The sequence below is a fragment of the Pseudomonas sp. MWU318 genome, from assembly GCF_016756945.1.
GTDB lineage: Bacteria > Pseudomonadota > Gammaproteobacteria > Pseudomonadales > Pseudomonadaceae > Aquipseudomonas > Aquipseudomonas putida_A.
On sequence record NZ_JAESJL010000009.1, the window covers coordinates 164,008 to 188,937 of the forward strand.

Here is a 24,930-nt window from a genome sequence, read left to right on the forward strand (position 1 = left end):
AATCACATGACCACCAGCCCCGAACACGCCCGCCTGCTGCGGCTGGCAACCCGCGCTTCGGTGGCGGTGGCCTGCACGCTGATCATCGCCAAAGCCATCGCCTGGTGGCTGAGCGGCTCGGTGAGCATGCTCGCCGGCCTCACCGACTCGGCGCTGGATGGCGTCACTTCGCTGCTCAATCTGCTGGCGGTGCATTACGCGCTGCGTCCGGCCGATGACGATCACCGTTACGGCCACGGCAAGGCCGAATCGCTGGCGGGCATGGCGCAGGCGCTGTTCATCGGTGGCAGTGCGGTGCTGATTGCGTTCCAGGCGTATGAACGCATCAAGCAACCGGAGCCGCTCGGCGCGCCGTGGCTGAGCATCGGCGTGATCGTGTTCTCGCTGCTGCTGACCGCCGCGTTGCTGACGCTGCAACATCGGGTGATCAAGCAGACCGGCTCCAACGCCGTGCGCGCCGACTCGCTGCACTACCGTTCGGACATGCTGCTCAACGGCAGCATTCTGATTGCGCTGATCCTCGCCGGCATGGGCTTTCATCAGCTCGATGCATGGTTCGGTCTGGGGATTGCCGGGTACATTTTGTGGAGTGCGATCCAGATCGCCCGGGAAAGTTTTTCGGTGCTGATGGATGAAGAGTTGCCGGCGGACGTCAGTCAGCACATGCTCGAACTGGCCTGCGGCGTACCCGGCGTACTGGGCGCGCATGATTTGCGCACGCGGATTTCAGGCAACCACTGGTTCGTGCAGTTGCATCTGGAGTTGCCGGGAGAGCTGACCTTGTCAGTGGCTCACGGCATCAGCGATCAGGCGGCGGATGCGATTCACGCCGCCTACCCGCGAGCCGAAGTGCTGGTGCACGCCGACCCGCAGGAAGTGGTCAAGACCGAACGGGCGCAAACCCGGATTCAGTAAGACACCTGATAACCGCGACTGCTCAGGCAGTTGCCCTGAGCCTGACGGTAAGCCTGCACCACTTCAGGCGCTGGTTGATAGGTCGCGGTACGCGGGTCGAAACCGCTCTGCTGCACGGCGTATTGGTAGCACTGATAACCGTCCTGCTGCACCTGTTCCGGCGATTGACCGTTGGCCGGATAGGCCTCGACGTCATAACCCTGGGATTGCGGCTGCGGTTGCGGCGGTTGCTGCACCGGGGGTTCGACTACGACGTAATCCTGAGTGGCTTCCTGATACGCATAGTAGGAACCGGCAGCGAGGAACAGCAGCGCACCGCCGATCCACACTTCACGGGCATAGTCCGGCAGATACTGGGTGCGAATCCCTCGTGGCGGCTGCACGACGATGTAGCGCGGGCCTTGCGGGCGATACCAGTAGCCGCCGGAATAGAAGTAATCCTGGCCGCGATACGGCACGCGGTATTCGCGATCCGGGAAGCGGTCGATCACATGCCCCGGGCGGTATTGCGGGCCTGGACCCCAACCGTTGCCATGCCCGTCCGGGCGACCCGGCCAGCGATTGTCATTGGGCCGGTTGCCGGTTTGCCATTGCTGGTTGTGGTAACCATTCTGCGGCCGCTCGTCACGGTAATAACCCTGGCGCGGTTCCTGAGTCTGGCGCACGGTGTCGGGCCGTGGCTGGATCGGCAGGTTGTTCGACGGTGGCGCCTGATGCACCGGAGCGGGCTGATTGGGCGCGCGGTTCTGGTTCTGCCATTGGCCATTGTTGTGCTGCTGGCCGTTGTGCTCGAACTGGCGACTGTTGTCGCCCCGAATGATTTCGTTGTTCTGCGGCCGCGGCTGATTTTGCGGCGGCGGATTGTTCTGCCCGCGTGGCTGATGATCGCCGCCACGGCCCTGATTGCCCTGATGCTCACCACCGTGCCCGTTATTCTCGGGGCCACGATTCTGTGGCTCGTCGGCCAGCGCTTGTGCACCGACGCTCACACACAGCAAACCAACACCGGCCAGACGCCAGATGCGCGACTTCATGCTTTTCCTCACTGCGGGTATCAAGAGGGCTTGTAGCTAAGACCGGGAATACGCACACCGGGTTCTGCGACAGGTTATCAGTCACGAAACTTATTTATTGAGGAAGGCTGTGCATCGAGGCACAAAAATCGCGGACAAGAAAAAGGGAGACCCGTCGGCCTCCCTCTAGAGAACTTCGTCCTGGCTCGACGCTTTTGACGTCGGCTCACCTCACGCCGTCTTCTGGACAGTGTGCAGCTCGGGGGCCGGCACATCCCCGGTGGGGGTGGCGGCCGCGGCGGGCCTGATTGGGCGGGCCGCAGTGGACTGTATTACCGAGCAGTGATTCTGGTGATAAGAATAGGCCGCAAGGCGCGACAGAGGATTGCGAAGATTGCTCAAATAAACACTGCTTGCGCAATTTTTAACCCTGGATAGATAATCCGCCGCAATAGTTACAACCAAGGACTGATTCATGAGCAAACTCGACCGTTACGACCTGAGTATTTTGGCGGAATTGCAGCGCGACGCCCGCATCTCCAACCAGGAACTGGCCGAGCGCATCGGTCTGTCACCCTCCCCCTGCTCGCGCCGGGTCAAGCAACTGGAGGACGACGGCTACATCTCGCGCCAGGTCGCCCTGCTTGATCGCAAGATGCTCGGCCTGAGCCTGACCGCCTACGTACTGATCGGCATGGACCGGCACACCCCGGAGCGTTTCGAGAACTTCGAAGCGGCGATCCGCACCTTGCCGCAGGTGCTGGAGTGCAGTCTGGTGACGGGTGTGGATGCCGACTATCAGTTGAAAGTGGTGGTGCCGGACATGGATCACTATCAGAAGCTGTTGCTGGGGCATCTGACCCGGATTGAAGGGGTGACCAGCGTGCGTTCGAGCTTTGTGCTCAATCAAGTGCTCAACAGCACCGAACTGCCGCTGACTCATCTACGCAGCTAATCTGCACTCCCCTGTAGGAGCTGCCGAAGGCTGCGATCTTTTGATTTTGCTTTTCAAGATCAAGATCAAGATCAAGATCAAAAGATCGCAGCCTTCGGCAGCTCCTACACGGGGGCGCGTGGTAGAGGTGCGGCACACCGACACAGGTCAATGCGCCCTCAATACCTCTCGGCGTATAATCGCCCAGCCCTTTCAGCCCTGCGCGCGCCGGAGATGCCCGATGGATCCTGCAGTATTCGAAGAGTGGATGATGACTGGCCTGGTCAGCATCCTGATCATTTTCATGGGTTTCATCGTCTGGGATCTGGCGAAGAAGTCCAAGGCCGGGCGTTTCGGCTCGTTCATTCTGTTCTTCGTCCTGGGCCTGGGCGTGGCTGCGTTCATCATCAAGAGTGTGGTGATCGGCCTGATCGAATCCGGCGCTCTATAACCGCGCCGGCACTTCTTTCCATTGGCCCTGATCGAGCCCTTCTAGCGTCCAGTCGCCAATCCGTACCCGCACCAGCCGCAACGTCGGCAGCCCCACCGCTGCGGTCATACGTCGTACCTGACGGTTGCGCCCTTCACGAATCACCAACTCCAGCCAACTGGTCGGCACGCTTTTGCGAAAGCGTACCGGCGGATTGCGTGGCCACAGTTCAGGTTCCTCCAGTTGCCGCGCCTCGGCAGGCAAAGTCTTGCCGTCATTCAACTCGACACCTTCGCGCAGACGCTGCAACTGCTCGCCTGTCGGCACGCCTTCGACCTGCACCCAGTAAGTCTTCGCCAGTTTGTGTTTCGGATCAGCGATGCGCGCCTGCAACTGGCCGTCATTAGTCAGCAACAACAAGCCTTCGCTGTCGCGATCAAGGCGTCCGGCCGGATAGATACCGGGCACGTCAATGTAATCCTTGAGCGTCGCCCGCCCGCCTTCGTCGCTGAACTGCGTCAGCACATCGAACGGTTTGTTGAACAGGATCAACTTCGGCTCGGCCGGCGGCGCTTTGGCGACACGACGTGGAGCCGAGGAGGATGGCTTCGCACCGGGACGGCGGGAAGGTGGGCGCGGGGGACGGGACATAAGAGAACAGACATTTAGCGATCAGGGCTGCTAATGCTAGTGCCCCGACCGCCAAATGACCACGACTAACCGTTAGCGGAACGGCGGTTCGTCGAAGCTGCGCAGTTTGCGCGAGTGCAGCGAGTTGAGTTCGGTGCGCAGCAGATCCACCGCCGCGATGCCGATCTTCAAGTGTTGGCTGACCGCGCGCTCGTAGAACGCGTTGGCCGAACCCGGCAGCTTGATTTCACTGTGCAGCGGTTTGTCCGAGACGCACAGCAACGTGCCGTACGGCACCCGCAGACGATAACCCTGGGCGGCGATGGTGCCGCTTTCCATGTCCACCGCCACGGCGCGGGACAGGTTGATCAGCGGACGTTCCTGCGCCCAACGCAGTTCCCAGTTACGGTCGTCGTAAGTCAGCACGGTGCCGGTACGCAGACGCTTTTTCAGCTCCTCGCCCTTCTCGCCGGTGATATTGGCCGCGGCTTGTTGCAGCGCCAGTTGCACTTCCGCCAGTGCCGGGATCGGAATGTTCGGCGGCACCACGCGGTCGAGAATCCCGTCGCGACGCATGTAGGCATGAGCCAGCACGTAGTCGCCGATGGTCTGCGACTGACGCAGCCCGCCGCAGTGACCGATCATCAGCCAGCAATGCGGGCGCAGCACCGCCAGGTGGTCGGTGATGTTCTTGGCGTTGGACGGGCCGACGCCGATGTTGACCAGGGTCACACCGTGGCCGTCATTGGCGATCAGGTGATAGGCCGGCATCTGGTAGCGGTGCCAGACCACGCCGGCGGCAATCGCCGACGCTTCGCCGTGATCCATGCCCTTCTCGATGATCACGTTGCCCGGCAGCACCATGCGCACGAAACGCGGGTCGTTGCGCAGTTGTTCCAGGCCATGAACGATGAACTGGTCGACGTAGCGGTGATAGTTGGTCAGCAGAATCCACGGCTGCACATGCCGCCAGTCGCTGCCGGTGTAGTGCACCAGACGACGCAGGGAAAAGTCGACGCGCGCGGCATCGAACAGCGCCAGTGGCAGCGGATCGGTGTTTTCCCAGTCGTAGAGACCGTCGGCAATGCCATCGGTGGCGGCCGACAGATCGGTACTCGGGAACACCCGCGCCAGCACCGCAGCGGTAACGCCGGAGCCGGCCAGCTCATCGCCCTGCTCGACCACGTACGGGTACGGAATGTTCTGTTGGCTGACACCGACTTCCACAGTCACGGTGAAGTCGTGCATCAACGGCACCAGTTGTTCCAGCAGGTATTTGCGGAACGCCTTGGGATGGGTGACGGTGACGCTGTAGGTGCCCGGCAGTTGCACCTTGGCGTAGGCGCGGGTGGTCTGTGGGACTTCGCCCTGACACAGGTAGGTCAGACGCAGTTCGGGATAACGAAACAGGGCACGCTGTTCGGCGTCAGGCTCGACGCGATCCTTGAGGTAACGCTTGAGCGCCGAGTTGAGCGCAGTGGTGGCCCGCTCATGCAGCTCGGCCAGACGATCCACGGCTTGTTCGGCGGTTTGAACGACAATAAACGCTTCGGTCACGATCAGCTTCCTGTGTTCTGACTTGCAGAGCTTCATCTTGCCTGCATCGTGGTCTCACGGGAACAGTGGCATGTTGGCAACCGCACAATATGTGGGTCACACACGGTCCCTTGTAGGAGCTGCCGCAGGCTGCGATCTTTTGATCTTGCCTTTAAAAAGATCAGAATCAAAAGATCGCAGCCTGCGGCAGCTCCTACAGGGGATTTGTGTGAAATCAGAAACCCTGCGGGGTGGAGCGGGCGACGATGGCTTCGATGTCCAGTCCGCGCGGCAAGGCGCCGTAGACCCGGCCGCCACCGCCCAAGCGGCTGGCAATGAACGCGTCGCTGACCGCCGAGTTGCCGGCCTCCAGCAGTAGCTTGGCCTGCAAGCCGAGCGCGATGTCTTCGGTGAGTTGCCGCGCCCGATACTGAATGTCGCTGGTGTCCTTGAACTGCGCCTGCAACTGCTGGATATGCGCGGCTAGGCGCTTGTCGCCGTGCCCATCGCCCAATTCGCTGAACAACACGTCGAGCACACCCGGTTCTTTCGACAGCGCACGCAGCACGTCCAGGCACTGCACATTGCCCGAGCCTTCCCACGTCGAGTTGACCGGCGCCTCGCGATACAGCCGTGGCAGGATGCTCTCCTCGACATACCCGGCACCACCCATGCACTCGGCGGCTTCGTTGATCATTCCGGGGGCACGTTTGCAGATCCAGTATTTGCCCACCGCCGTCACCAGCCGGGCGAATTGTGCTTCGTGGCGGTCATCCAGATGATCCAGCGCCTTGCCCATGCGCAGGCTCAGCGCAAGTGCGGCCTCGCTTTCCAGCGCCAGATCGGCCAACACGTTCTGCATCAACGGTTGCTCGCTGAGCAGTTTGCCGCCGACCATGCGGTGCGCGCAGTGGTGGCTGGCCTGGGTCAGCGCCTGACGCATCAGCGAGCTGGAGCCGACCATGCAATCGAAACGGGTCATCGCCACCATCTCGATGATGGTCGGTACGCCGCGCCCTTCTTCGCCGACCATCCATGCCAAAGCGCCACGGAATTCCACCTCGCTGGAGGCATTGGACTGGTTGCCGAGTTTGTTTTTCAGGCGCTGGATGTAGAACTGATTGCGCGCGTCGTCCGGGCGGTGGCGCGGCAGCAGGAAGCAGGTCAGGCCCTTGTCGGTCTGCGCCAGCGTCAGGAACGCATCGCACATCGGCGCCGAGCAGAACCACTTGTGCCCGACCAGTTCATAGGCCTGCCCCGGGCCACTGGCGCCGACCGGATAAGCCTTGGTGGTGTTGGCCCGCACATCGGTGCCGCCCTGCTTCTCGGTCATCGCCATGCCAATGGTCACGCCGGCCTTGTGCGCCATGCCGACGTTACGCGGGTCGTATTCGGTGGCGAGGATTTTCGGCAGCCACTGTTCGGCCAGATCCGGCTGCAAGCGCATGGCCGGGACGCTGGCGAAGGTCATGGTCAACGGGCAACCGCTGCCTGCCTCGGCCTGGCTGTGCAGATAGCTCATCGAGGCGCGGGCGACATGCGCGCCATCCTGCGGATGAGTCCAGGGTGATGAAGTCAGGCCATGTTCGATCGCGGTGCGCATCAGTTCGTGATAAGCGGGATGGAATTCCACCAGATCGATGCGATGACCGTAGCGGTCATGGCTGACGAACACCGGTTTGTTCTGATTGGCAAGGAACCCGGCCGCCATCAGCGGCCCACCGGCCAGCGCACCGTAGGCATCGATCCGCGACTCGGCCCACCCGGCGCCGAAACGGCGTGACCACTCCTGCAGCGGCAGGTCGATGCGGTACAGGTTGGCGCCATCCAGCGACTTTGGCTGGTTGGTGACTTCGTGGGTTTCGGCGAACTGATGCAGGTTCATGACGGGGCTCCTTTGGTCAGCCAAGGGATTCAGTTAAGCACCGGCCCGTGGCTGATCAAAGTGTCATATGCGCCGAACTGTCGGCGCTTTCACCCTATTACGCGCTGAGCACCCGACGCTCCAGCGCCGTCTGCAGGTCTTCGAATTTCACCGGTTTGTTCAGGTAATCGATGCGCGTGCCCGGTGCGCAATGCTCGCGATCCGTGCCCAGGGCCAGCATGAACACCGGCAGATTGGCGCAGCCGGGCAACCCATGAATCTGGCAGCACAACGAGGCCCCTTCGTGGCTGGGCAACTGGCAATCGATCAGCACCGCATCGAAGGCCTCGCGCTGCAGATAATCCAGCGCCGCCGCGCCGTTGTCCGCCGTGCGTACGCGGAACCCCAGTTTGAGCAGCATGCCGCGCATCACCAGTTGGTTGACGCTGTTGTCATCCACCAGCAACACCGTGCAGTCCTGCGGCGCACGGCTGCGTTCGTTCAGCGTGTCCGGGGTTGGTACCGCTTCGAGCGGCGGCAGCTCGAACTCGACATCCAGTTGAAAACGGCTGCCGCTGCCAGGCTGGGAGCGGTGAGTCAGCTTGCCGCCGAGCAGTTCCACCAGTTGCCGACAGATCGCCAGCCCCACGCCCAGCCCGCCGTATTCGCGAGTCATCGAGCCGTCGAGCTGGAAGAAGCGCTGATACATCGTCGCCTCGCCCAGATCGGTGAAACCGATGCCAGTGTCGATCACCGCAAACGACAACGCCAGGCGGTTGTCCGCCGTCGGCTTGCCGGTGACCCGCAGCGCCAGACCACCGACCCGGGTGAACTTGATCGCGTTGTCCAGCAGGCACTCCAGGCATTGCGCCAGTTTTGCGCTGTCGCCGTGCAAGCGATCCGGCAGGGTCGGCAGCACCTCGACTTTGAAGTCCAGCGACTTGCTCGCCGCGTTGCCGTCGAACTGCACGCGCAAGGCCTCGACCACCGCGCGCAGGCTGAAGCTGCCCGGCGTCGCCTTGAGCTTGCCGGCCTGCAGCTCGGTCAGGGTGAGGATGCCGTTGACCATGCGCATCATGTCCCGGGCGGAGCCGGCAGCGGTTTGCTGGTATTGCTCCAGTTCAGGCTCCAGCTCGACGGTCTGCATCAGTTCCAGCGAACCGATCACACCGTTCATCGGCGTGCGCAATTCGTGGGTCAGGGTCGCGAGGAATTCGTCCTTGAGTTTGTTGCTGTGGGCCAGTTGCTGGTTGAGCACTTCGAGTTTCTGCCCGGCATCGGACAGGGTTTGCGCCTGTTGCTCGCGCATCGCGTTGATGCGGTCGGCCAGCGCCAGCGACAGCAGCGCGACTTCGATGGCCGAACCGATCTGGCTGGCGTACATGGTCAGGAACACGTTCGGCAGCAGGCCCAGCACCATCAGCGTATTGACGATGCCGCCGAGCAGGAATGCCGACCAGGCAATGATGAAATAACGCGCCACCCGCAAGCCGCGCCACCAGGCGAGAATCCCGGCGGCGAAGATCACCACGGTGAACACCAGCGCCAACAGGGTCGCCAGGCGCAGCGACAATGCGTAACTGGTCATCAGCGACAGCCCGACCACCAGCGCGCCGAACGCGATCAGGGCGATCAGCAGATAGTCGAGCCAGCGACTGTGGGTTCTGGTCTGCAGGAAACTGCGGGCGAACTGGCTGCCGAACAACCCGGCGCAACCGATGAAAAACGGTGTGGCGGCGTTGGCCCACCACGGATTGTCCGGCCAGAAATACTCGACCGCCGCGCCGTTCACCGACAGTTGATAAAGGCCGAACGAGGCGATGTAGAAGATGTAATAGAGGTAACTGGTGTCGCGCACGCTCAGGTAGATGAACAGGTTGTAGACCAGCATCCCCAGCAGCACGCCATAGATAATCCCCAGCACATACAGGCGCACCGGCTGGTCTTCGAGGTACGCGGTGCTCGACCATAACGTCACCGGCGCCTGAATCGAACCCTCGCTGGCCAGGCGCAGGTACACGGTTTTTTGCTGGTCAGGGGCGAAGGTCAGGTCGAACAGGTAATTGTTCTGCCGGATCTCGCGACTGGCGAACGGCAAGGCGTCGCCGGTCTGCCGGATCAGGCGGTAGTCGCCATTGGCATCGGCCATATAAAGGTCGAGATGATCGAGCGGAGGATACGCCAGTTCCAGCAGCCAGGTGCGTTGGGCGGCCGGATTGTTCGGACGGTAATGCAGATCGATCTTCAGCCAGAACGCCGAGCGCGAGTAACCGGCATTGAGCGTGGCTTTGTCGTGGGGTTTGAAATTGCCCGCCGCCGCTTGAGCACGGACGTCGGCGATGTTCGCCTGACCGCTCGGGTCTTCGAACACTTGCAAGGAGCGCCCCAGGGGAAGGCTCTGGGTATTTTCGTCGAACTCGACGGCGCTTGCGAGGAGGGGCAAGCAGAACAGCAACATCAGCAAATAGCGCATTGAAGCCCCAGCGTGGCTCGTCCGGTTGTGTCAGGAAGCCCCCCATTCCCTTTGAGTAGACGTAAAACCGGTATTACCTGTTATTGGTTTGGATCCAGACTAGCATAGCCGTTGATGGCCATTGAGCACCATCGAAATTTTTCCTACAAAGGCTCTAGAACGGGCGTTTCAGAGCAAAGCAGCGAGCTAGAGCTGTTGAGGAGGTCAGGAATTCAAAAAGATCGTCCGAACGCGGCCCGAGCCTGCAGCTCCTACAGAGATCGCGTTTCCATGTAGGAGCTGCCGAAGGCTGCGATCTTTTGATCTTGCTTAGCCGGACTGAACCCCAAATTCAGGTTTGGTGGTAAGCTCGCGCACCATGAATATCTACAGCTCCCGCCCCGTTGTCCTCTGTCTCTCCGGCCACGACCCCAGTGGTGGCGCCGGCTTGCAGGCAGATATCGAAGCCCTGCTCGCGCAGGGTTGCCATGCGGCTCCGGCCGTCACCGCCCTGACCGTGCAAGACACTGTCAACGTCACTGACTTCCGCGTCCTCGACCGTGAGTGGGTACTGGCCCAGGCCAATGCCGTGCTCAACGACTCCGAAGTCGCTGCGGTCAAACTGGGCATGCTCGGTTCGCTGGAAATGGTCGACACCGTGGTCGAACTGCTCTCTGCGCACCCGCACTTGCCAGTGGTCTGCGACCCGGTGCTGCGTGCCGGCGGCGGCGGACGCCTGGGCAAGGATGAAGTCGGTTATGCGATGCGCGAGCGTCTGCTGCCACTGTCGATCATTGCCACCCCCAACCTGCCCGAAGCGCGGATTCTCGCCGAACTGCCCGAAGGCACGGCGGACGAGTGCGCGGAAAAGCTCCTGCCGTTCGTCAAAAACCTGCTGATCACCGGCGGCCATGGCGACGAAACTGAAATCCACAATCGCCTGTACAGCCGTGACGGCCTGCGTGAAACCTTCTATTGCCAGCGTTTACCGGGCAGTTATCACGGTTCCGGCTGCACATTGGCCAGCGCCCTCGCCGGTCGGCTGGCCCAGGGTGAAAACCTCGCCAGCGCCGTGCGTACGGCACTGGATTACACCTGGCGCACCCTGCGCGATGCCGAACAACTGGGCAAAGGCCAGTTCGTGCCGCGTCGCCTGCCGCTGGATTTTTGCTCGTAACGTCGTGAGGTCTGCCTGATGAAACTCCGTGGCCTGTACGCCATCACCGACAGCCAATTGCTGGCGGGCAAGTTTCTGTCGTATGTGGAGGCGGCGCTGGAAGGCGGCGTCACCCTGCTGCAATACCGCGACAAAAGCAGCGACGAGGCCCGCCGTCTGCGCGAGGCCGAAGCGCTACGCGATCTGTGCGAACGCTACAAGACGCAGTTGATCATCAACGATGACGCCGAATTGGCCGCACGCCTCAACGTCGGCGTGCACCTGGGGCAGACCGACGGCCCGCTGTCGCCGACCCGCGCCCTGCTTGGTTCAAAAGCCATCATCGGTTCGACCTGCCACGCGCAGCTTGAATTGGCTGAACAGGCCGCCAAGGAAGGCGCGAGCTATGTCGCCTTCGGTCGCTTCTTCAATTCCAACACCAAACCCGGCGCGCCAAGCTGCAGCCTCGATCTGCTCGACGAGGCCAAACGTAAGCTGCATCTGCCGGTCTGTGCGATTGGCGGCATCACCCTCGACAACGCCGCGCCGCTGGTGGCCCACGGGGTCGACCTGCTGGCGGTGGTCCACGGTTTGTTCGGAGCCCAGAGCACCGCCGAAGTGACCCGCCGCGCCCGCGCGTTCAACGAACTTCTGAAAATCTGATTTGAGAGCCCGAACATGTCTCGTTCCGAAACCCTGTTTGCCAATGCCCAGAAACACATTCCCGGTGGCGTGAACTCGCCGGTTCGCGCCTTCAAGAGCGTGGGCGGCACACCGCTGTTCTTCAAGCATGCCGAAGGCGCCTACGTCACCGACGAAGACGACAAGCGTTATGTGGATTACGTCGGTTCGTGGGGGCCGATGATCCTCGGCCACAGCCACCCGGACGTGCTCGATGCGGTGCGCAATCAACTGCAACACGGCCTGTCCTACGGCGCGCCGACCGCGATGGAAACCGAGATGGCCGACCTGGTCTGCTCGCTGGTGCCGTCGATGGACATGGTGCGCATGGTCAGCTCCGGCACCGAAGCGACCATGAGTGCGATTCGTCTGGCCCGTGGTTACACCGGTCGTGACAGCATCATCAAGTTCGAAGGTTGCTACCACGGTCACTCCGACAGCCTGCTGGTCAAGGCCGGCTCCGGCGCTTTGACTCAAGGCGTGCCAAGCTCCGCCGGTGTACCGGCAGCGTTCGCCAAACACACCCTGACCCTGCCGTTCAACGACATCGACGCCGTGGAGAAGATGCTCGCCGAAGTCGGTCAGGACGTCGCCTGCATCATCGTCGAGCCAGTCGCTGGCAACATGAACTGCGTGCCGCCAGCACCGGGTTTTCTCGAAGGCCTGCGTTCGCTGTGCGACAAGCATGGCGTGGTGCTGATTTTCGACGAAGTGATGACCGGTTTCCGCGTTGCCCTCGGCGGTGCCCAGGCGCACTACGGCGTGGCCCCGGATCTGACCACCTTCGGCAAGATCATCGGCGGCGGCATGCCGGTCGGCTGCTTCGGTGGCAAGCGCGAAATCATGGAACGCATCGCACCGCTGGGCCCGGTGTACCAGGCCGGCACCCTGTCGGGTAACCCGCTGGCGATGGCCGCCGGTCTGACCACTCTGCGCCTGATCAGCCGTCCGGGTTTCCATGCCGAGCTGACCGACTACACCACGCGCCTGCTCGACGGTCTGCAACAACGCGCCGATGCCGCGGGCATTCCGTTCGTGACCACGCAAGCGGGTGGCATGTTCGGCCTGTACTTCAGCGGCGCCGACGACATCGTCACCTTTGAAGACGTGATGGCCAGCGACGCAGCACTGTTCGGTCGCTTCTTCCACCTGATGCTGGAAGGCGGCGTGTACCTGGCACCGAGTGCATTCGAAGCCGGTTTCACCTCGATCGCCCACGGCGAAGCCGAGCTGAAAATCACCTTGGACGCTGCCGAACGTGCCTTCGCTGCACTGAAGTAATCGCCGTACCGCTGACGTTGGCCATGGCCATGGCCAGCGTCAGCTTTCACCTACACCCACGCTGTTTTTCCCACGCCTCTGCTAAAAATCCGCCAGAAAGTGGCCGATATATTCCCCGCGCAGCAGAAAAACGAGTAAAGACTTTGTAAGGTTGGCCCTGCTTATTTCATAATGCGCGCTTATTGGATCCCTCGATGGGTCCGCGTGCCCTTCAGAGGTAAGTCGATTCCCATGAACCGCACCGGCCGCACCCTTGCCTTGGGCTGCCTGTTGCTCCTTCAGCCCCTGCTCGCGCATGCACAAGCAGGCGGCAACTCGTTGTTGATTCCGGCGATGGGTCGTTGCACCCTCAACACTCAGCCGCAAGACGTCACGCAGGCACTGGCCGCCTGTCAGAAAGCGGCGGACGAAGGGGATGCGCAAGCGCAATACGAGTTGGGTGAGTTCTACTACGACGGCAAGAATGCGCCACGCGACCTCAATCAAGCCCTGAGCTATTTCGAAAAAGCCTCGTTGCAAGGCCATGCTCAGGCGCAGTTCAAGCTTGGCACCATGTTCTTCCACGGCGAAGGCGTGCAGGCCAATAACATTCAGGCGTACATCGTGCTGAAGATGGCCGCGGTCAACGGCGCCGAAGATGCGCTGGACACCGCCGACGAAGTCTCCGAAAAAATGTCCCGCGAAGACCTCGAAACCGCGACCCAGGTGCTCGGGCAAATTTTCCGTAAATACCTGATGGAACTGCAGAGCGCCGATGGGCGTACGCCGTTTTCGCCATTGCCATAGGAGCTTTTGTGGCGAGGGGATTTATCCCCGATGGGTTGCGAAGCAGCCCCAAAACCCTGCAATCAAGCTCCTTCTGACATACCTTGCTGAATGGACTTGCGACTGCTTCGCAGTCGATCGGGGATAAATCCCCTCGCCACAAATCATTTCAAATCCAGATCCGGGCTTACTTCTCAGGCATCGGCATCGGAAACGGCATCACATTGCCGACCGCGCCACGGGCTTCGCTGATTTTCGGGGTGCCCAGACGTTCCACCTCGTCGATGCGCACGATCGAATGCATCGGCACAAAGCTGCGCACCACGCCTTCGAACTGCGCCTTGAGCTTCTCTTCGCTCGGATCGACCACCACTTGCGTGCGCTCGCCAAAGACGAACTCTTCCACTTCCAGAAAACCCCACAGATCACTTTGATAGATCTGCTTGGCGTACATTTCGAACACCTGGCCCTGGTTGAGGAAAATCACCTTATAGATTGGAGCTTCGCGTTTGGTCATGGCGGGGGGATAACATCGGGGATAAAAATGAGGGCGCAAACTATAGCATAGCCGCCGGACGCACAGCGGTAGGAACCTGAGGGCTTGTTCCCTATAATGCGCGGTTCTTTGAATCAGGTGACGACCTTACTCCATGGCCAAGAAGCTTTACATCGAAACCCACGGTTGCCAGATGAACGAGTACGACAGCTCGCGCATGGTCGATCTGCTGGGCGAACATCAGGCCCTGGAAGTCACCGCCCGTGCGGAAGACGCCGACGTGATTCTGCTCAACACCTGCTCGATCCGCGAACGTGCCCAGGATCGGGTGTACTCGCAACTCGGCCGCTGGCGCGAACTGAAACTGGCCAACCCGGACATGGTGATCGCCGTCGGTGGTTGCGTGGCCAGCCAGGAAGGCGCGGCGATCCGTGATCGCGCCCCGTATGTCGACGTGGTCTTCGGCCCGCAGACCCTGCACCGTCTGCCGGAAATGATCGACGCCGCACGCAGCAGCAAGTTGCCGCAAGTCGACGTCTCGTTCCCGGAAATCGAAAAATTCGACCACCTGCCCGAGCCGCGCATCGACGGCCCGAGCGCTTACGTGTCGGTGATGGAAGGCTGCAGCAAATACTGCACGTTCTGCGTGGTGCCCTACACCCGTGGCGAAGAAGTCAGCCGGCCGTTCGATGACGTGATTGCCGAGATCATCCACCTCGCCGAGAACGGCGTGCGTGAAGTGACCTTGCTCGGGCAGAACGTCAACGGTTATCGCGGTACGACTCATGACGGTCGCCTGGCCGATCTGGCCGAGCTGATCCGCGTGGTCGCCGCTGTCGACGGCATCGACCGCATCCGCTACACCACTTCGCACCCGCTGGAGTTCTCCGACAGCCTGATCCAGGCCCACGCCGAAGTGCCGGAGCTGGTCAAACACCTGCACTTGCCGGTGCAGTCGGGTTCCGACCGGATCCTCGCGGCGATGAAGCGCAACCACACCGCGCTGGAGTACAAATCCAAACTGCGCAAACTGCGTGCTGCGGTACCGGGCATCTGCATCAGTTCGGACTTCATCGTCGGCTTCCCCGGCGAAACCGAGAAAGACTTCGAACAGACCATGAAGCTGATTGCCGACGTCGGTTTCGACTTCTCCTATTCGTTCGTCTACAGCCAGCGCCCGGGCACCCCGGCGGCCGATCTGGCCGACGACACCCCGGAAGAGCTGAAGAAAGAACGCTTGAACGCCTTGCAGCATCGTTTGAATCAGCAAGGGTTCGAGATCAGCCGACAAATGGTCGGTTCGATCCAGCGCATTCTGGTCACCGACTACTCGAAGAAAGACCCGGGCGAGCTGCAAGGGCGTACCGAGAATAATCGTATCGTCAACTTCCGCTGCGATAATCCGACCCTGATCGGCCAGTTCGCTGACGTGCACATCGACGCGGCGCAACCGCACTCGCTGCGCGGCTCGTTGATCCAATAACACCGCGCGTCTTCTGTAGTAGGGCTGTTGTGGTGAGGGGATTTATCCCCGATGGTTGGCGCAGCAGACCCAAAGCTGAAGTTGTGGTGAATCTGCCATACCGAAAGCTCTGGTTTTGGGGCCGCTCCGCGGCCCATCGGGGATGAATCCCCTCGCCACAGATAACTCCACCCGCCACAGAAAGGCGTTCCAAACTCGCATCGATATTTAAGAGCTTTCGCACCCACGCCACTGGCGTTATCCTTGATTTCATCTTAATTGCCCCAGGGCGGCTAAATACGACCTTGAACGCACCCATAGAACCACATCGTTTTATCCTCGAGCCCTTTGAGGCTCGCCGCTTCGCCAATCTGTGCGGGCAATTCGACGAGCATCTGCGCTTGATCGAACAGCGCCTGGCCATCGAGATCCGCAATCGCGGAAACCAGTTCGAGCTGATCGGCGACCCCAAGCACACCACGTCTGCGGAAAACCTGCTGCGCCGCCTGTACCGCGAAACCAAGGGTACCGAGCTGTCGCCAGACATGGTGCACCTGTTCCTCCAGGAATCGGCCGTCGTCGAACTGGACAACCACGCCCCCGCCGAAGCCTCCGTCGCCCTGCGCACCAAGAAAGGCATGATTCGCCCACGCGGCCTGAATCAGCTGCGCTATGTGAAGGAAATCCTCGGCAACGACATCAACTTCGGCATTGGTCCGGCCGGTACCGGCAAGACCTATCTGGCCGTGGCTTGCGCCGTCGATGCCCTGGAGCGCGAGCAGATCCGCCGCATCCTGCTGGTACGTCCGGCGGTTGAAGCGGGTGAAAAACTCGGCTTCCTGCCCGGCGACCTCGCCCAGAAGATCGACCCTTACCTGCGCCCGTTGTACGACGCCCTGTACGAAATGCTCGGTTTCGAATACGTGGCCAAGCTGATCGAGCGCCAGGTGATCGAAGTCGCGCCGCTGGCCTACATGCGCGGTCGTACGCTGAACAACAGCTTCATCATTCTCGACGAAAGCCAGAACACCACCGTCGAGCAGATGAAGATGTTCCTGACCCGGATCGGCTTTGGCTCGACTGCGGTCATCACCGGCGACATCACCCAGGTCGACCTGCCGCGCGGCACCAAGTCCGGGCTGCACCATGTGATCGAAGTGCTCAAGGACGTTCCGGGCATCAGCTTCACCCATTTCCAGCCCAAAGACGTCGTGCGCCACCCGTTGGTGCAGCGAATCGTCGAGGCCTACGAGCGCTTCGAGACCCGTGCCGAAGCCGCCAGGGAAACCTCGCGCGATGCTTGAGCTGGATCTGCAAATCGCTACCGAAGCGAACGCCCCGAGTGAAGCCGACTTCCGCCAATGGTGCGAACTGGCCCTGCGCCAGCGCAGCGCCGACTCGGAAATGACCATTCGCCTAGTCGACGAGGAAGAAGGTCGTGAGCTGAATCACACCTGGCGCCACAAGGATTACGCGACCAACGTCCTGTCGTTCCCGGCCGAAGTCCCGGACGAGTTTCTCGACATCCCGCTGCTCGGCGATCTGGTGATCTGCGTAGCGGTGGTCGAGCGCGAAGCTGCCGAACAAGGCAAGGAACTCCAGGCCCATTGGGCACATCTAGTCATTCACGGCTGCTTGCATCTGCTCGGTTACGACCATATAGATGACGACGAAGCCGAAGAAATGGAAGCACTGGAACGCGAGTTGCTTGCCGAACTGGGCTACCCCGATCCGTACGCGGACGACGAACACGAAACATCCCCTATCGTTACAACAAAGGATTCAGAGTAATCGCTATGAGCGAAGATCGATCGAGCAACGGGCAGAAGTCATGGCTGGGTAAACTGACCCAGGCTTTTGCCCACGAGCCGAAGAACCGTCAGGAGCTGCTTGAGCTGCTGCGTGATGCACATCAGAACAAACTGCTGGACAGCGAAGCGCTGGCCATCGTCGAAGGCGCCATTCAGGTGGCTGACCTGCAAGTACGCGACATCATGGTGCCGCGCTCGCAGATGATCAGCATCAAGGCGACCCAGACCCCTCGTGAATTCCTGCCTGCCGTACTCGACTCGGCGCACTCGCGCTATCCGGTCATCGGCGAAAGCCACGACGACGTGATGGGCGTGCTGCTGGCCAAGGATCTACTGCCGCTGATCCTCAAGGAGAACGGCGACAGCTTCAACATCAAGGACCTGCTGCGCCCGGCCACCTTCGTGCCCGAGTCCAAGCGACTGAACGTGTTGCTGCGTGAATTCCGCGCCAACCACAACCACATGGCCATCGTCATCGACGAGTACGGCGGCGTGGCCGGTCTGGTGACGATTGAAGACGTGCTGGAACAGATCGTCGGCGACATCGAAGACGAGCACGACGTCGAAGAAGACAGCTACATCAAGCCGCTGCCCAGCGGTGACTTCCTGATCAAGGCCCTGACACCGATCGAGAACTTCAACGAGTTCTTCGACAGCGAATTCTCCGACGACGAGTTCGACACCGTCGGCGGTCTGGTGATGAGCGCGTTCGGGCACTTGCCAAAACGCAACGAAATAACTGAAATCGGCGCCTATCGTTTCCGCATCCTGAACGCCGACAGCCGTCGGATTCATTTGCTGCGACTGACCCCTATCGCCCGGTAATCATTAAGGATTGGGGTATGTCATCAGCTATTTCCTGCATCGCGTTGCGCCTGAAAGCGGGCCAGGCAAGGCGCAGTCCGCAGGGAATGGCATTCCCTTTCCAAGGACTGCAACGCAGCATGGCCCGCTTTCAGGCGTAACCCGGAGGGCCGGGCCTGCTGTTACGCAGGGCTGCGTTGCTCGTCGTTCATTTGAAAAACCAAACTTCACTCCTCGCGCCTTGCCCTGCGTAACAGCAGACCCGGCGCGATACAGGAAATAGCTGATGACATACCCCCTGCGCTGGACAACCCGCCCCGGCTGGCCCGGTAACCTGCTGGCCGTGGCGGCCGGTGCAATCACCACCTTCGCCCTGGCCCCGTTCAACATCTGGCCGCTGGCCTTGCTCGCGGTCGGCCTGTTCTACGCCGGCCTGCGCGAGCTGAAACCACGTCAGGCGCTGGGCCGTGGCTGGTGTTTCGGTTTCGGCCTGTTCGGCGCCGGTACCAGCTGGATCTACTACAGCATCCACCATTTCGGTGGAGCCTCGGTGCTGCTGGCCGGGTTCCTGATGTTGCTGTTCACCGCAGCGATCGCGTTTTTCTTCGCCCTGCCCGCCTGGGTCTGGGCGCGCTGGTTGCGCCGCAATGAAGCACCGCTGGCCGACGCGCTGGCGTTTGCCGCACTGTGGGTCGGCCAGGAAGCGTTTCGTGGCTGGTTCCTCACCGGTTTCCCGTGGCTCTACTCCGGCTACAGTCAGCTCGACGGCCCATTGGCCGGGCTCGCGCCGGTGGGCGGCATGTGGCTGGTGTCGTTCGTACTGGCGCTGACTGCGGCACTGATCTACAACGCGCCGCGCTTGCTGCAATCCGGTCGCAAAGGCTTTATCGCTGCCGGCCTGGTGTTGCTGGTCGGGCCTTGGGTGGCGGGCGTCGCGCTCAAGGGACACGCCTGGACCAGTCCGTCCGGCCCGGCACTGAGCGTCGCCGCAATTCAGGGCAACGTCGAACAAAGCATGAAATGGGATCCGGCGCAGCTCAACGCGCAACTGGCGCTGTACCGCGACCTGAGCTTCCGCTCCAAACCGGTGGATCTGCTGATCTGGCCGGAAACCGCGGTACCGGTGCTCAAGGAGTCCGCCGAGGGCTACCTGAACATGATGGGCAACTTCGCCGCCGAGCGTAAATCGGCGCTGATCACCGGGGTGCCGATCCGCGAGACGGTCCGCCACGAAAAACGCTTCTTCAACGGCATCACCGTGGTCGGCGAAGGCGATGGCACTTACCTCAAGCAGAAACTGGTGCCCTTCGGTGAGTACGTGCCTTTGCAGGATCTGCTGCGCGGCTTGATCGCGTTCTTTGACTTGCCGATGTCCGACTTCGCTCGCGGGCCGGCGGATCAGCCGTTGCTGCAGGCCAAGGGGTATCAGATCGCGCCGTTCATCTGCTACGAAGTGGTGTACCCGGAGTTCGCTGCCGGTCTGTCGGCACGCAGCGATCTGCTGCTGACGATCAGCAATGACACCTGGTTCGGCACCTCGATCGGCCCGCTGCAACACCTGCAAATGGCGCAAATGCGCGCACTTGAGGCAGGCCGCTGGATGATCCGTGCTACGAACAACGGCGTGACCGGGCTGATCAACCCGTTCGGGCAGATCACCGAGCAGATCCCGCAGTTCGAGCAGGGCATTCTGTATGGCGAAGTGGTGCCGATGCACAACCTGACGCCGTACCTGCAATGGCGCTCATGGCCGCTGATCATTGTCTGTGTGCTGCTGTTTGGCTGGGCGCTGATGGCGAGCCGGATGTCGAAAACCCTATAAAAGCAAAGATCGTCCGATCGCGGCCCGAGCCTGCGGCAGCTCCTACAGGGAAAACACGAATCCCCATGTAGGAGCTGCCGCAGGCTGCGATCTTTTGATCTTCAGCGGTAAAACAGCGAATACCCCACCTGCCCCACCGCCTCATTCAGCAACTGTCCGCTCTGCCAGATCGACTTGAACTCCGGCAGCCAGCCACCAAACGGCCGTGCATTATCGGTCCCGAGAAACCCTACGGGCGCCGGCACCACTTCAAACCCTGCCTGCTGAAAACACCACACGGCACGCGGCATATGCCAGGCCTGCGTCACCACCACGACACGCTTGATGCCTTGGGGCAACAAAAGGTCGGCACTGAACCTGGCGTTTTCCCAAGTGGTACGGCTTTCACCTTCCTGCCAGCGCGTGGTCACGCCGAAATCATCGCGCAGTGAATCGGCCATCAGCTTCGCTTCCGTCGGCGGTGTGCCGTAATGCAAGCCACCACTGGTCAGGATCGGCAACCCGGACGCCTTGGCCAGCCGCGCGGCATAGCGCTGACGCTCCAGCCCCACGCCAGTCGGCTGATCTTCGCCCCAGGCCAGATCGCCGCGCTCGCGCCCGGAACCCAGCACCACAATGGCATCGGCGCGCTGCGCCAGTGTCGTCCACGCATCACGGGGTATTGGCGGTTCGCGCTCCAGCCCTTTGGCGCCCCATTGCACAACCACCGGCAGGCTCATCAGCCAGAAACCACCCAGGCCAAGGGCAAAACACAGGCCGGCCAGCCGTGGCCGGGAGCGGCGCAGCCACCAGGCGACCAGTAACAGCAGTAAAAGAATGCCAGGCGGCAATAGAAGTTGTTTGATGAAATAACGAAAAGGCATCGGGGCATCTCCAGAGATGCCCGAAGCCTAAGAGTGTTAATGACACGTTACAACCGATAGGTAGGATCCTGTTGGAAAAGATCCGTTACTTGACCTGCCATGCGTTTACTTGGCCTGTACAGAACGAACCTTAACGGTGTCTCTGCCGGGCGCCTTGTCCTTGAGCCAGATGACCTTGGCTGAATGTGCAGCATCGAGCTGTTTCACTGCCTGCGACAGGTATCCATGCGATTCACGCTCACTGCGATCCAGATAGGCCTTGACCAGTTTGAACTCGGCGGGGCTCAAGCCACGCAATTCCAGTTCCACGGGGCGCTCGTCGCGCAGCCGGCCAGCGGTTTTGGCAGCGTCGAGCGCCATGCCCAGACGATCCATCAACCGTTCGTACAACTCGGGTTTCGTCACGTTTTTCTGCCGTTGCTCCACCATCCCTCACCTCATTGAAGATAAGACTCACTCCCCAATAAGAGCTTAGCTTCGCTGCACAAACCGGCTGAACGCCGCGACCAACGGCCCTCGCCACGGTTTTCCGGGGCCAGACAGCTGTAATCAGGGTTTCCCTAGGCCAAGCGCGGTCATGTATGCTACGGCGCTTCCTGTCATTCCACTTCCAGCCTGTCCGGAGCATCCCCGGAGGGCGCGTTGAAGAGGATTAGGCCACCCCTATCCAGTACAAAAGTAGCCATGCACGAACAATATCAGCCCCGTGAAATCGAAGCCGCCGCCCAGTCGTTCTGGGACGAGCAAAAGTCCTTTGAAGTCAGTGAACAGCCAGGCAAGGAAACCTACTACTGCCTGTCGATGTTCCCTTACCCCAGCGGCAAGCTACACATGGGGCACGTGCGCAACTACACCATCGGCGACGTGATCTCCCGCTACCAGCGCATGCAAGGCAAGAACGTTCTGCAACCGATGGGTTGGGACGCCTTCGGCATGCCGGCGGAAAACGCCGCGATGAAGAACAACGTGGCGCCCGCCAAGTGGACCTACGAAAACATCGCCTACATGAAGTCCCAGCTGCGCAGCCTGGGCCTGGCGGTGGACTGGTCCCGTGAAGTGACCACCTGCAAGCCGGATTACTACCGCTGGGAACAATGGCTGTTCACTCGCCTGTTCGAAAAAGGCGTGATCTACCGCAAGAACGGCACCGTGAACTGGGACCCGGTCGACCAGACCGTACTGGCCAACGAACAGGTGATCGACGGTCGCGGCTGGCGCTCCGGCGCGCTGATCGAAAAGCGCGAAATCCCGATGTACTACTTCAAGATCACCGCTTACGCGGATGAACTGCTGGAGAGCCTCGACGAACTGACTGGCTGGCCGGAACAGGTCAAGACCATGCAGCGCAACTGGATCGGCAAGTCCCGCGGCATGGAAGTGCAGTTCCCGTACAACGTCGACTCGATCGGCGAAGCAGGCACCCTCAAGGTCTTCACCACCCGTCCGGACACCCTGATGGGCGCGACCTACGTCGCCGTGGCTGCCGAGCACCCGCTGGCGACCCAGGCCGCGCAGAACAACCCAGAGCTGCAAGCGTTCATCGCCGAATGCAAGGGCGGCAGCGTGGCTGAAGCCGACGTCGCCACTCAAGAGAAGAAAGGCCTGCCGACCGGCCTGTTCGTCGAGCACCCGCTGACCGGTGAAAAACTCCCGGTATGGGTCGCCAACTACGTGCTGATGCACTACGGCGACGGCGCCGTGATGGCGGTCCCGGCGCACGACGAGCGCGATTTCGAATTCGCCCACAAATACAACCTGCCAGTCAAATCGGTGGTGCGCACCAGCTCCGGTGACACTAACCCGGCTCCGTGGCAAGACGCCTACGGCGAGCACGGCACGCTGATCAACTCCGGCGAGTTCGACGGCCTGGACTTCACCGGCGCGTTCGACGCCATGGAAGTCGCCCTGATCAAGAAAAACCTCGGCGCCTCGCGTACCCAGTTCCGCCTGCGCGACTGGGGCATCAGCCGTCAGCGCTACTGGGGCTGCCCGATTCCGATCATCCACTGCGCCACCTGCGGTGACGTGCCGGTGCCGGAAGACCAGTTGCCGGTGGTGCTGCCGGAAGACGTAGTGCCGGACGGCGCCGGTTCGCCGCTGGCACGCATGCCGGAATTCTACGAGTGCAGCTGCCCGAAATGCGGCCAGCCTGCCAAGCGTGAAACCGACACCATGGACACTTTCGTCGAGTCCTCGTGGTACTACGCCCGTTACGCCTCGCCGCACTTCGAAGGTGGCCTGGTGGAAAAATCCGCGGCCGACCACTGGCTGCCGGTGGATCAGTACATCGGCGGTATCGAACACGCCATTCTTCACCTGCTGTACGCGCGCTTCTTCCACAAGCTGATGCGTGACGAAGGTCTGGTCAGCTCCAACGAGCCGTTCAAGAACCTGCTGACCCAGGGCATGGTGATCGCCGAGACTTACTATCGCCGCGAAGCCAATGGTGCCTACACCTGGTTCAACCCGGCGGACGTGGAACTGGAGCGTGACAGCAAGGCCAAGGTTATCAGCGCCAAATTGAAATCCGACGGCTTGCCGGTGGAAATCGGTGGCACCGAGAAAATGGCCAAGTCGAAGAACAACGGCGTCGACCCACAGTCGATGATCGATCAGTTCGGCGCCGACACCTGCCGCCTGTTCATGATGTTCGCCTCGCCGCCTGACATGAGCGCCGAATGGTCGGACTCCGGCGTTGAAGGCTCGCACCGCTTCCTCAAGCGCGTCTGGCGTCTGGCGCAGGCTCACGTCACCCAGGGCCTGCCGGGCAAGCTGGACATCGCCGGCCTGAACGACGAACAGAAAACCGTGCGCCGCGCCATCCACCTGGCCATCAAACAGGCCAGCCATGACGTCGGCCAGAACCACAAATTCAACACCGCCATCGCTCAGGTGATGACGCTGATGAACGTGCTGGAAAAAGCTGCGCAAGGCACCGAACAGGACCGCGCGCTGATTCACGAAGGTCTGGAAGCCGTGACGTTGCTGCTGGCTCCAATCACGCCGCACATCAGCCATGAGCTGTGGAATCAACTGGGCCACGCTGACCCGGTGATCGATGCCAGCTGGCCTGCGGTCGATGAAAGCGCACTGGTGCAGGACAGCCTGCAACTGGTCATTCAAGTGAATGGCAAGCTGCGTGGCCAGATCGAAATGCCGGCCAGCGCCACTCGCGAGGAAGTCGAAGCGGCTGCCCGCGCCAACGAAAACGTGCTGCGTTTCGTCGACGGTCTGACCATTCGCAAAGTGATCGTTGTACCGGGGAAACTGGTCAACATCGTCGCCAGCTAAAATCGGATTGGGCGTCAGGTTCGCCTGACGCCCTGTAAAACCTTTCGGGCCGCAGGGTCGGCCCACATGGTTTCAAGGGGAGCAACACAATGATCAAACGCAATCTGCTGGTGATGGGCCTCGCCGTTCTGCTGAGCGCCTGCGGTTTCCAGCTGCGTGGCACCGGCACCAACGAACTGTCGATCAAAGAGCTCGATCTGAGCGCCCGTAACGCTTATGGCGATACCGTCACCCAACTGCGTCAGGTGCTGGAGTCCAGCGGCGTCAAGGTCTACAGCGGTGCACCGTACAAGCTGTATCTGGCTGACGAACAGGAAAACCAGCGCATCCTCAGCTACGCCGGCGCCGGTCGTACGGGTGAGTACCAAGTGACCACCGTGCTGAACTACGACATCGTAGGCGAACACAATCTGAACCTGCTGAGCGACAAACTTGAAGTGCAGAAAGTGTTCATCCACGACGGCAACAACCTCGTCGGCTCCGATCAGGAAGCCAACGACGCCCGTCGCGAAACCCGTCGCGAACTGGTTCAGCGCATGATGCTGCGCCTGCAACAGCTGACGCCGGGCCAACTGCAGCAATTGCAGCAAGCGGCCAACGACCGTGCCCGGGCTGAAGCCGACGCGCTGAAGGCGGCACAGAAAGCTGAAGCGGAAACCCCGCGTCAGTCGCCGCTCGAACTGCCGCAGCAGTAAGACGTACGGGGCGCTCAGGCGCCCCGTTC

Annotated in this window: 22 protein-coding genes; 14 read left to right on the forward strand and 8 right to left on the reverse strand. The window is 61.3% G+C overall.

Going from position 1 to position 24,930, the window contains the following annotated elements; all coding sequences use genetic code 11:
• Nucleotides 1–6: 6 nt before the first annotated feature.
• Nucleotides 7–915 (forward strand): cation diffusion facilitator family transporter, encoded by a 909-nt coding sequence (locus tag JN524_RS21055; protein ID WP_134787396.1) that lies wholly within the window; start codon nt 7–9, stop codon nt 913–915.
• Here JN524_RS21055 and JN524_RS21060 read toward each other — a convergent pair.
• Nucleotides 909–1,949 carry a DUF6515 family protein gene (locus JN524_RS21060; protein WP_202370582.1) on the reverse strand — a complete coding sequence of 347 codons (1,041 nt, stop codon included), beginning with the start codon at nt 1,947–1,949 and terminating at the stop codon, nt 909–911. The genes JN524_RS21055 and JN524_RS21060 overlap by 7 nt on opposite strands.
• Before the next feature lie 454 nt (nt 1,950–2,403).
• On the opposite strand from JN524_RS21060, the gene JN524_RS21065 reads away from it, so the two are divergent.
• Nucleotides 2,404–2,883 (forward strand): Lrp/AsnC family transcriptional regulator, encoded by a 480-nt coding sequence (locus tag JN524_RS21065; protein WP_007909658.1) that lies wholly within the window; start codon nt 2,404–2,406, stop codon nt 2,881–2,883.
• 220 nt (nt 2,884–3,103) lie between these two features.
• Nucleotides 3,104–3,313 carry a DUF2788 domain-containing protein gene (locus JN524_RS21070; RefSeq protein WP_003228500.1) on the forward strand — a complete coding sequence of 70 codons (210 nt, stop codon included), beginning with the start codon at nt 3,104–3,106 and terminating at the stop codon, nt 3,311–3,313.
• Here JN524_RS21070 and JN524_RS21075 read toward each other — a convergent pair.
• The 4 genes from JN524_RS21075 to JN524_RS21090 form a co-directional block, all read right to left on the reverse strand.
• Nucleotides 3,308–3,943, reverse strand: coding sequence for a pseudouridine synthase (locus tag JN524_RS21075; RefSeq protein ID WP_123588889.1), 636 nt, complete (start codon nt 3,941–3,943; stop codon nt 3,308–3,310). The genes JN524_RS21070 and JN524_RS21075 overlap by 6 nt on opposite strands.
• A 72-nt stretch (nt 3,944–4,015) precedes the next feature.
• Nucleotides 4,016–5,515, reverse strand: a complete 1,500-nt coding sequence (gene amn / locus JN524_RS21080) for an AMP nucleosidase (protein ID WP_167734182.1) — start codon at nt 5,513–5,515, stop codon at nt 4,016–4,018.
• A 178-nt stretch (nt 5,516–5,693) separates the two neighbouring features.
• Entirely contained in the window at nt 5,694–7,343 is a 1,650-nt protein-coding gene (locus JN524_RS21085) for an acyl-CoA dehydrogenase family protein (protein ID WP_202370583.1), read from the reverse strand.
• 97 nt (nt 7,344–7,440) lie between these two features.
• On the reverse strand, nt 7,441–9,795 hold the full coding sequence (locus tag JN524_RS21090) for a hybrid sensor histidine kinase/response regulator (RefSeq protein WP_202370584.1): 2,355 nt from the start codon (nt 9,793–9,795) through the stop codon (nt 7,441–7,443).
• A 358-nt stretch (nt 9,796–10,153) separates the two neighbouring features.
• Between JN524_RS21090 and JN524_RS21095 the strand changes: the two genes are divergently transcribed.
• The 4 genes from JN524_RS21095 (at nt 10,154) to JN524_RS21110 (ending at nt 13,678) form a co-directional block, all read left to right on the forward strand.
• Entirely contained in the window at nt 10,154–10,951 is a 798-nt protein-coding gene (locus JN524_RS21095; protein ID WP_007960553.1) for a hydroxymethylpyrimidine/phosphomethylpyrimidine kinase, read from the forward strand.
• A gap of 18 nt (nt 10,952–10,969) precedes the next feature.
• On the forward strand, nt 10,970–11,593 hold the full coding sequence (gene thiE / locus JN524_RS21100) for a thiamine phosphate synthase (protein ID WP_134787402.1): 624 nt from the start codon (nt 10,970–10,972) through the stop codon (nt 11,591–11,593).
• 15 nt (nt 11,594–11,608) lie between these two features.
• Complete coding sequence (gene hemL / locus JN524_RS21105; protein WP_202370585.1) at nt 11,609–12,892, forward strand: glutamate-1-semialdehyde 2,1-aminomutase; 1,284 nt, start codon at nt 11,609–11,611, stop codon at nt 12,890–12,892.
• Nucleotides 12,893–13,123: 231 nt separating this feature from the next.
• Entirely contained in the window at nt 13,124–13,678 is a 555-nt protein-coding gene (locus JN524_RS21110; RefSeq protein ID WP_003228518.1) for a tetratricopeptide repeat protein, read from the forward strand.
• Between the two features lie 166 nt (nt 13,679–13,844).
• Here JN524_RS21110 and JN524_RS21115 read toward each other — a convergent pair whose 3' ends face one another.
• Nucleotides 13,845–14,174 (reverse strand): DUF1820 family protein, encoded by a 330-nt coding sequence (locus tag JN524_RS21115; RefSeq protein ID WP_003185742.1) that lies wholly within the window; start codon nt 14,172–14,174, stop codon nt 13,845–13,847.
• Between the two features lie 133 nt (nt 14,175–14,307).
• Between JN524_RS21115 and miaB the strand changes: the two genes are divergently transcribed.
• From miaB to lnt, 5 genes are all read left to right on the forward strand, one after another.
• The gene (gene miaB / locus JN524_RS21120; protein WP_064589373.1) at nt 14,308–15,636 is read left to right on the forward strand and encodes a tRNA (N6-isopentenyl adenosine(37)-C2)-methylthiotransferase MiaB; all 1,329 of its coding nucleotides are present in this window, start codon (nt 14,308–14,310) and stop codon (nt 15,634–15,636) included.
• A gap of 284 nt (nt 15,637–15,920) precedes the next feature.
• Entirely contained in the window at nt 15,921–16,919 is a 999-nt protein-coding gene (locus tag JN524_RS21125) for a PhoH family protein (RefSeq protein ID WP_097089326.1), read from the forward strand.
• The gene (ybeY, locus tag JN524_RS21130; RefSeq protein ID WP_202370586.1) at nt 16,912–17,406 is read left to right on the forward strand and encodes an rRNA maturation RNase YbeY; all 495 of its coding nucleotides are present in this window, start codon (nt 16,912–16,914) and stop codon (nt 17,404–17,406) included. Before JN524_RS21125 ends, ybeY begins: the two co-directional genes overlap by 8 nt.
• A 5-nt stretch (nt 17,407–17,411) precedes the next feature.
• The gene (locus JN524_RS21135) at nt 17,412–18,251 is read left to right on the forward strand and encodes an HlyC/CorC family transporter (protein WP_003228526.1); all 840 of its coding nucleotides are present in this window, start codon (nt 17,412–17,414) and stop codon (nt 18,249–18,251) included.
• Nucleotides 18,252–18,528: 277 nt separating this feature from the next.
• Nucleotides 18,529–20,052 carry an apolipoprotein N-acyltransferase gene (gene lnt / locus JN524_RS21140; protein WP_202370655.1) on the forward strand — a complete coding sequence of 508 codons (1,524 nt, stop codon included), beginning with the start codon at nt 18,529–18,531 and terminating at the stop codon, nt 20,050–20,052.
• Nucleotides 20,053–20,153: 101 nt separating this feature from the next.
• On the opposite strand, the gene JN524_RS21145 is transcribed toward lnt, so the two are convergent.
• Entirely contained in the window at nt 20,154–20,915 is a 762-nt protein-coding gene (locus JN524_RS21145) for a YdcF family protein (protein ID WP_202370587.1), read from the reverse strand.
• Between the two features lie 105 nt (nt 20,916–21,020).
• A complete protein-coding gene (locus JN524_RS21150) occupies nt 21,021–21,344 on the reverse strand; it encodes a hypothetical protein (protein WP_096796296.1) in 324 nt (107 codons plus the stop codon).
• Nucleotides 21,345–21,599: 255 nt separating this feature from the next.
• Here JN524_RS21150 and leuS point away from each other — a divergent pair, with 255 nt between their 5' ends.
• Both leuS and JN524_RS21160 read left to right on the forward strand, forming a co-directional pair.
• On the forward strand, nt 21,600–24,206 hold the full coding sequence (leuS, locus tag JN524_RS21155) for a leucine--tRNA ligase (RefSeq protein ID WP_202370588.1): 2,607 nt from the start codon (nt 21,600–21,602) through the stop codon (nt 24,204–24,206).
• 89 nt (nt 24,207–24,295) lie between these two features.
• Nucleotides 24,296–24,901, forward strand: coding sequence for an LPS-assembly lipoprotein LptE (locus tag JN524_RS21160; RefSeq protein WP_134787406.1), 606 nt, complete (start codon nt 24,296–24,298; stop codon nt 24,899–24,901).
• The last annotated feature ends 29 nt before the right edge of the window (nt 24,902–24,930 follow it).

Bases quoted from the DNA above. Each gene is read 5' to 3' on its own strand.
- JN524_RS21115 (WP_003185742.1), bottom strand. From the start codon at position 14,174: ATGACCAAACGCGAAGCTCCAATCTATAAGGTGATTTTCCTCAACCAG.
- JN524_RS21110 (WP_003228518.1), top strand. From the start codon at position 13,124: ATGAACCGCACCGGCCGCACCCTTGCCTTGGGCTGCCTGTTGCTCCTT.
- JN524_RS21145 (WP_202370587.1), bottom strand. From the start codon at position 20,915: ATGCCTTTTCGTTATTTCATCAAACAACTTCTATTGCCGCCTGGCATT.
- amn (WP_167734182.1), bottom strand. From the start codon at position 5,515: ATGAAGCTCTGCAAGTCAGAACACAGGAAGCTGATCGTGACCGAAGCG.
- JN524_RS21060 (WP_202370582.1), bottom strand. From the start codon at position 1,949: ATGAAGTCGCGCATCTGGCGTCTGGCCGGTGTTGGTTTGCTGTGTGTG.
- JN524_RS21095 (WP_007960553.1), top strand. From the start codon at position 10,154: ATGAATATCTACAGCTCCCGCCCCGTTGTCCTCTGTCTCTCCGGCCAC.
- ybeY (WP_202370586.1), top strand. From the start codon at position 16,912: ATGCTTGAGCTGGATCTGCAAATCGCTACCGAAGCGAACGCCCCGAGT.
- hemL (WP_202370585.1), top strand. From the start codon at position 11,609: ATGTCTCGTTCCGAAACCCTGTTTGCCAATGCCCAGAAACACATTCCC.
- JN524_RS21055 (WP_134787396.1), top strand. From the start codon at position 7: ATGACCACCAGCCCCGAACACGCCCGCCTGCTGCGGCTGGCAACCCGC.
- JN524_RS21065 (WP_007909658.1), top strand. From the start codon at position 2,404: ATGAGCAAACTCGACCGTTACGACCTGAGTATTTTGGCGGAATTGCAG.
- JN524_RS21085 (WP_202370583.1), bottom strand. From the start codon at position 7,343: ATGAACCTGCATCAGTTCGCCGAAACCCACGAAGTCACCAACCAGCCA.
- JN524_RS21090 (WP_202370584.1), bottom strand. From the start codon at position 9,795: ATGCGCTATTTGCTGATGTTGCTGTTCTGCTTGCCCCTCCTCGCAAGC.
- thiE (WP_134787402.1), top strand. From the start codon at position 10,970: ATGAAACTCCGTGGCCTGTACGCCATCACCGACAGCCAATTGCTGGCG.
- leuS (WP_202370588.1), top strand. From the start codon at position 21,600: ATGCACGAACAATATCAGCCCCGTGAAATCGAAGCCGCCGCCCAGTCG.
- JN524_RS21135 (WP_003228526.1), top strand. From the start codon at position 17,412: ATGAGCGAAGATCGATCGAGCAACGGGCAGAAGTCATGGCTGGGTAAA.
- JN524_RS21160 (WP_134787406.1), top strand. From the start codon at position 24,296: ATGATCAAACGCAATCTGCTGGTGATGGGCCTCGCCGTTCTGCTGAGC.
- JN524_RS21150 (WP_096796296.1), bottom strand. From the start codon at position 21,344: ATGGTGGAGCAACGGCAGAAAAACGTGACGAAACCCGAGTTGTACGAA.
- JN524_RS21075 (WP_123588889.1), bottom strand. From the start codon at position 3,943: ATGTCCCGTCCCCCGCGCCCACCTTCCCGCCGTCCCGGTGCGAAGCCA.
- miaB (WP_064589373.1), top strand. From the start codon at position 14,308: ATGGCCAAGAAGCTTTACATCGAAACCCACGGTTGCCAGATGAACGAG.
- JN524_RS21070 (WP_003228500.1), top strand. From the start codon at position 3,104: ATGGATCCTGCAGTATTCGAAGAGTGGATGATGACTGGCCTGGTCAGC.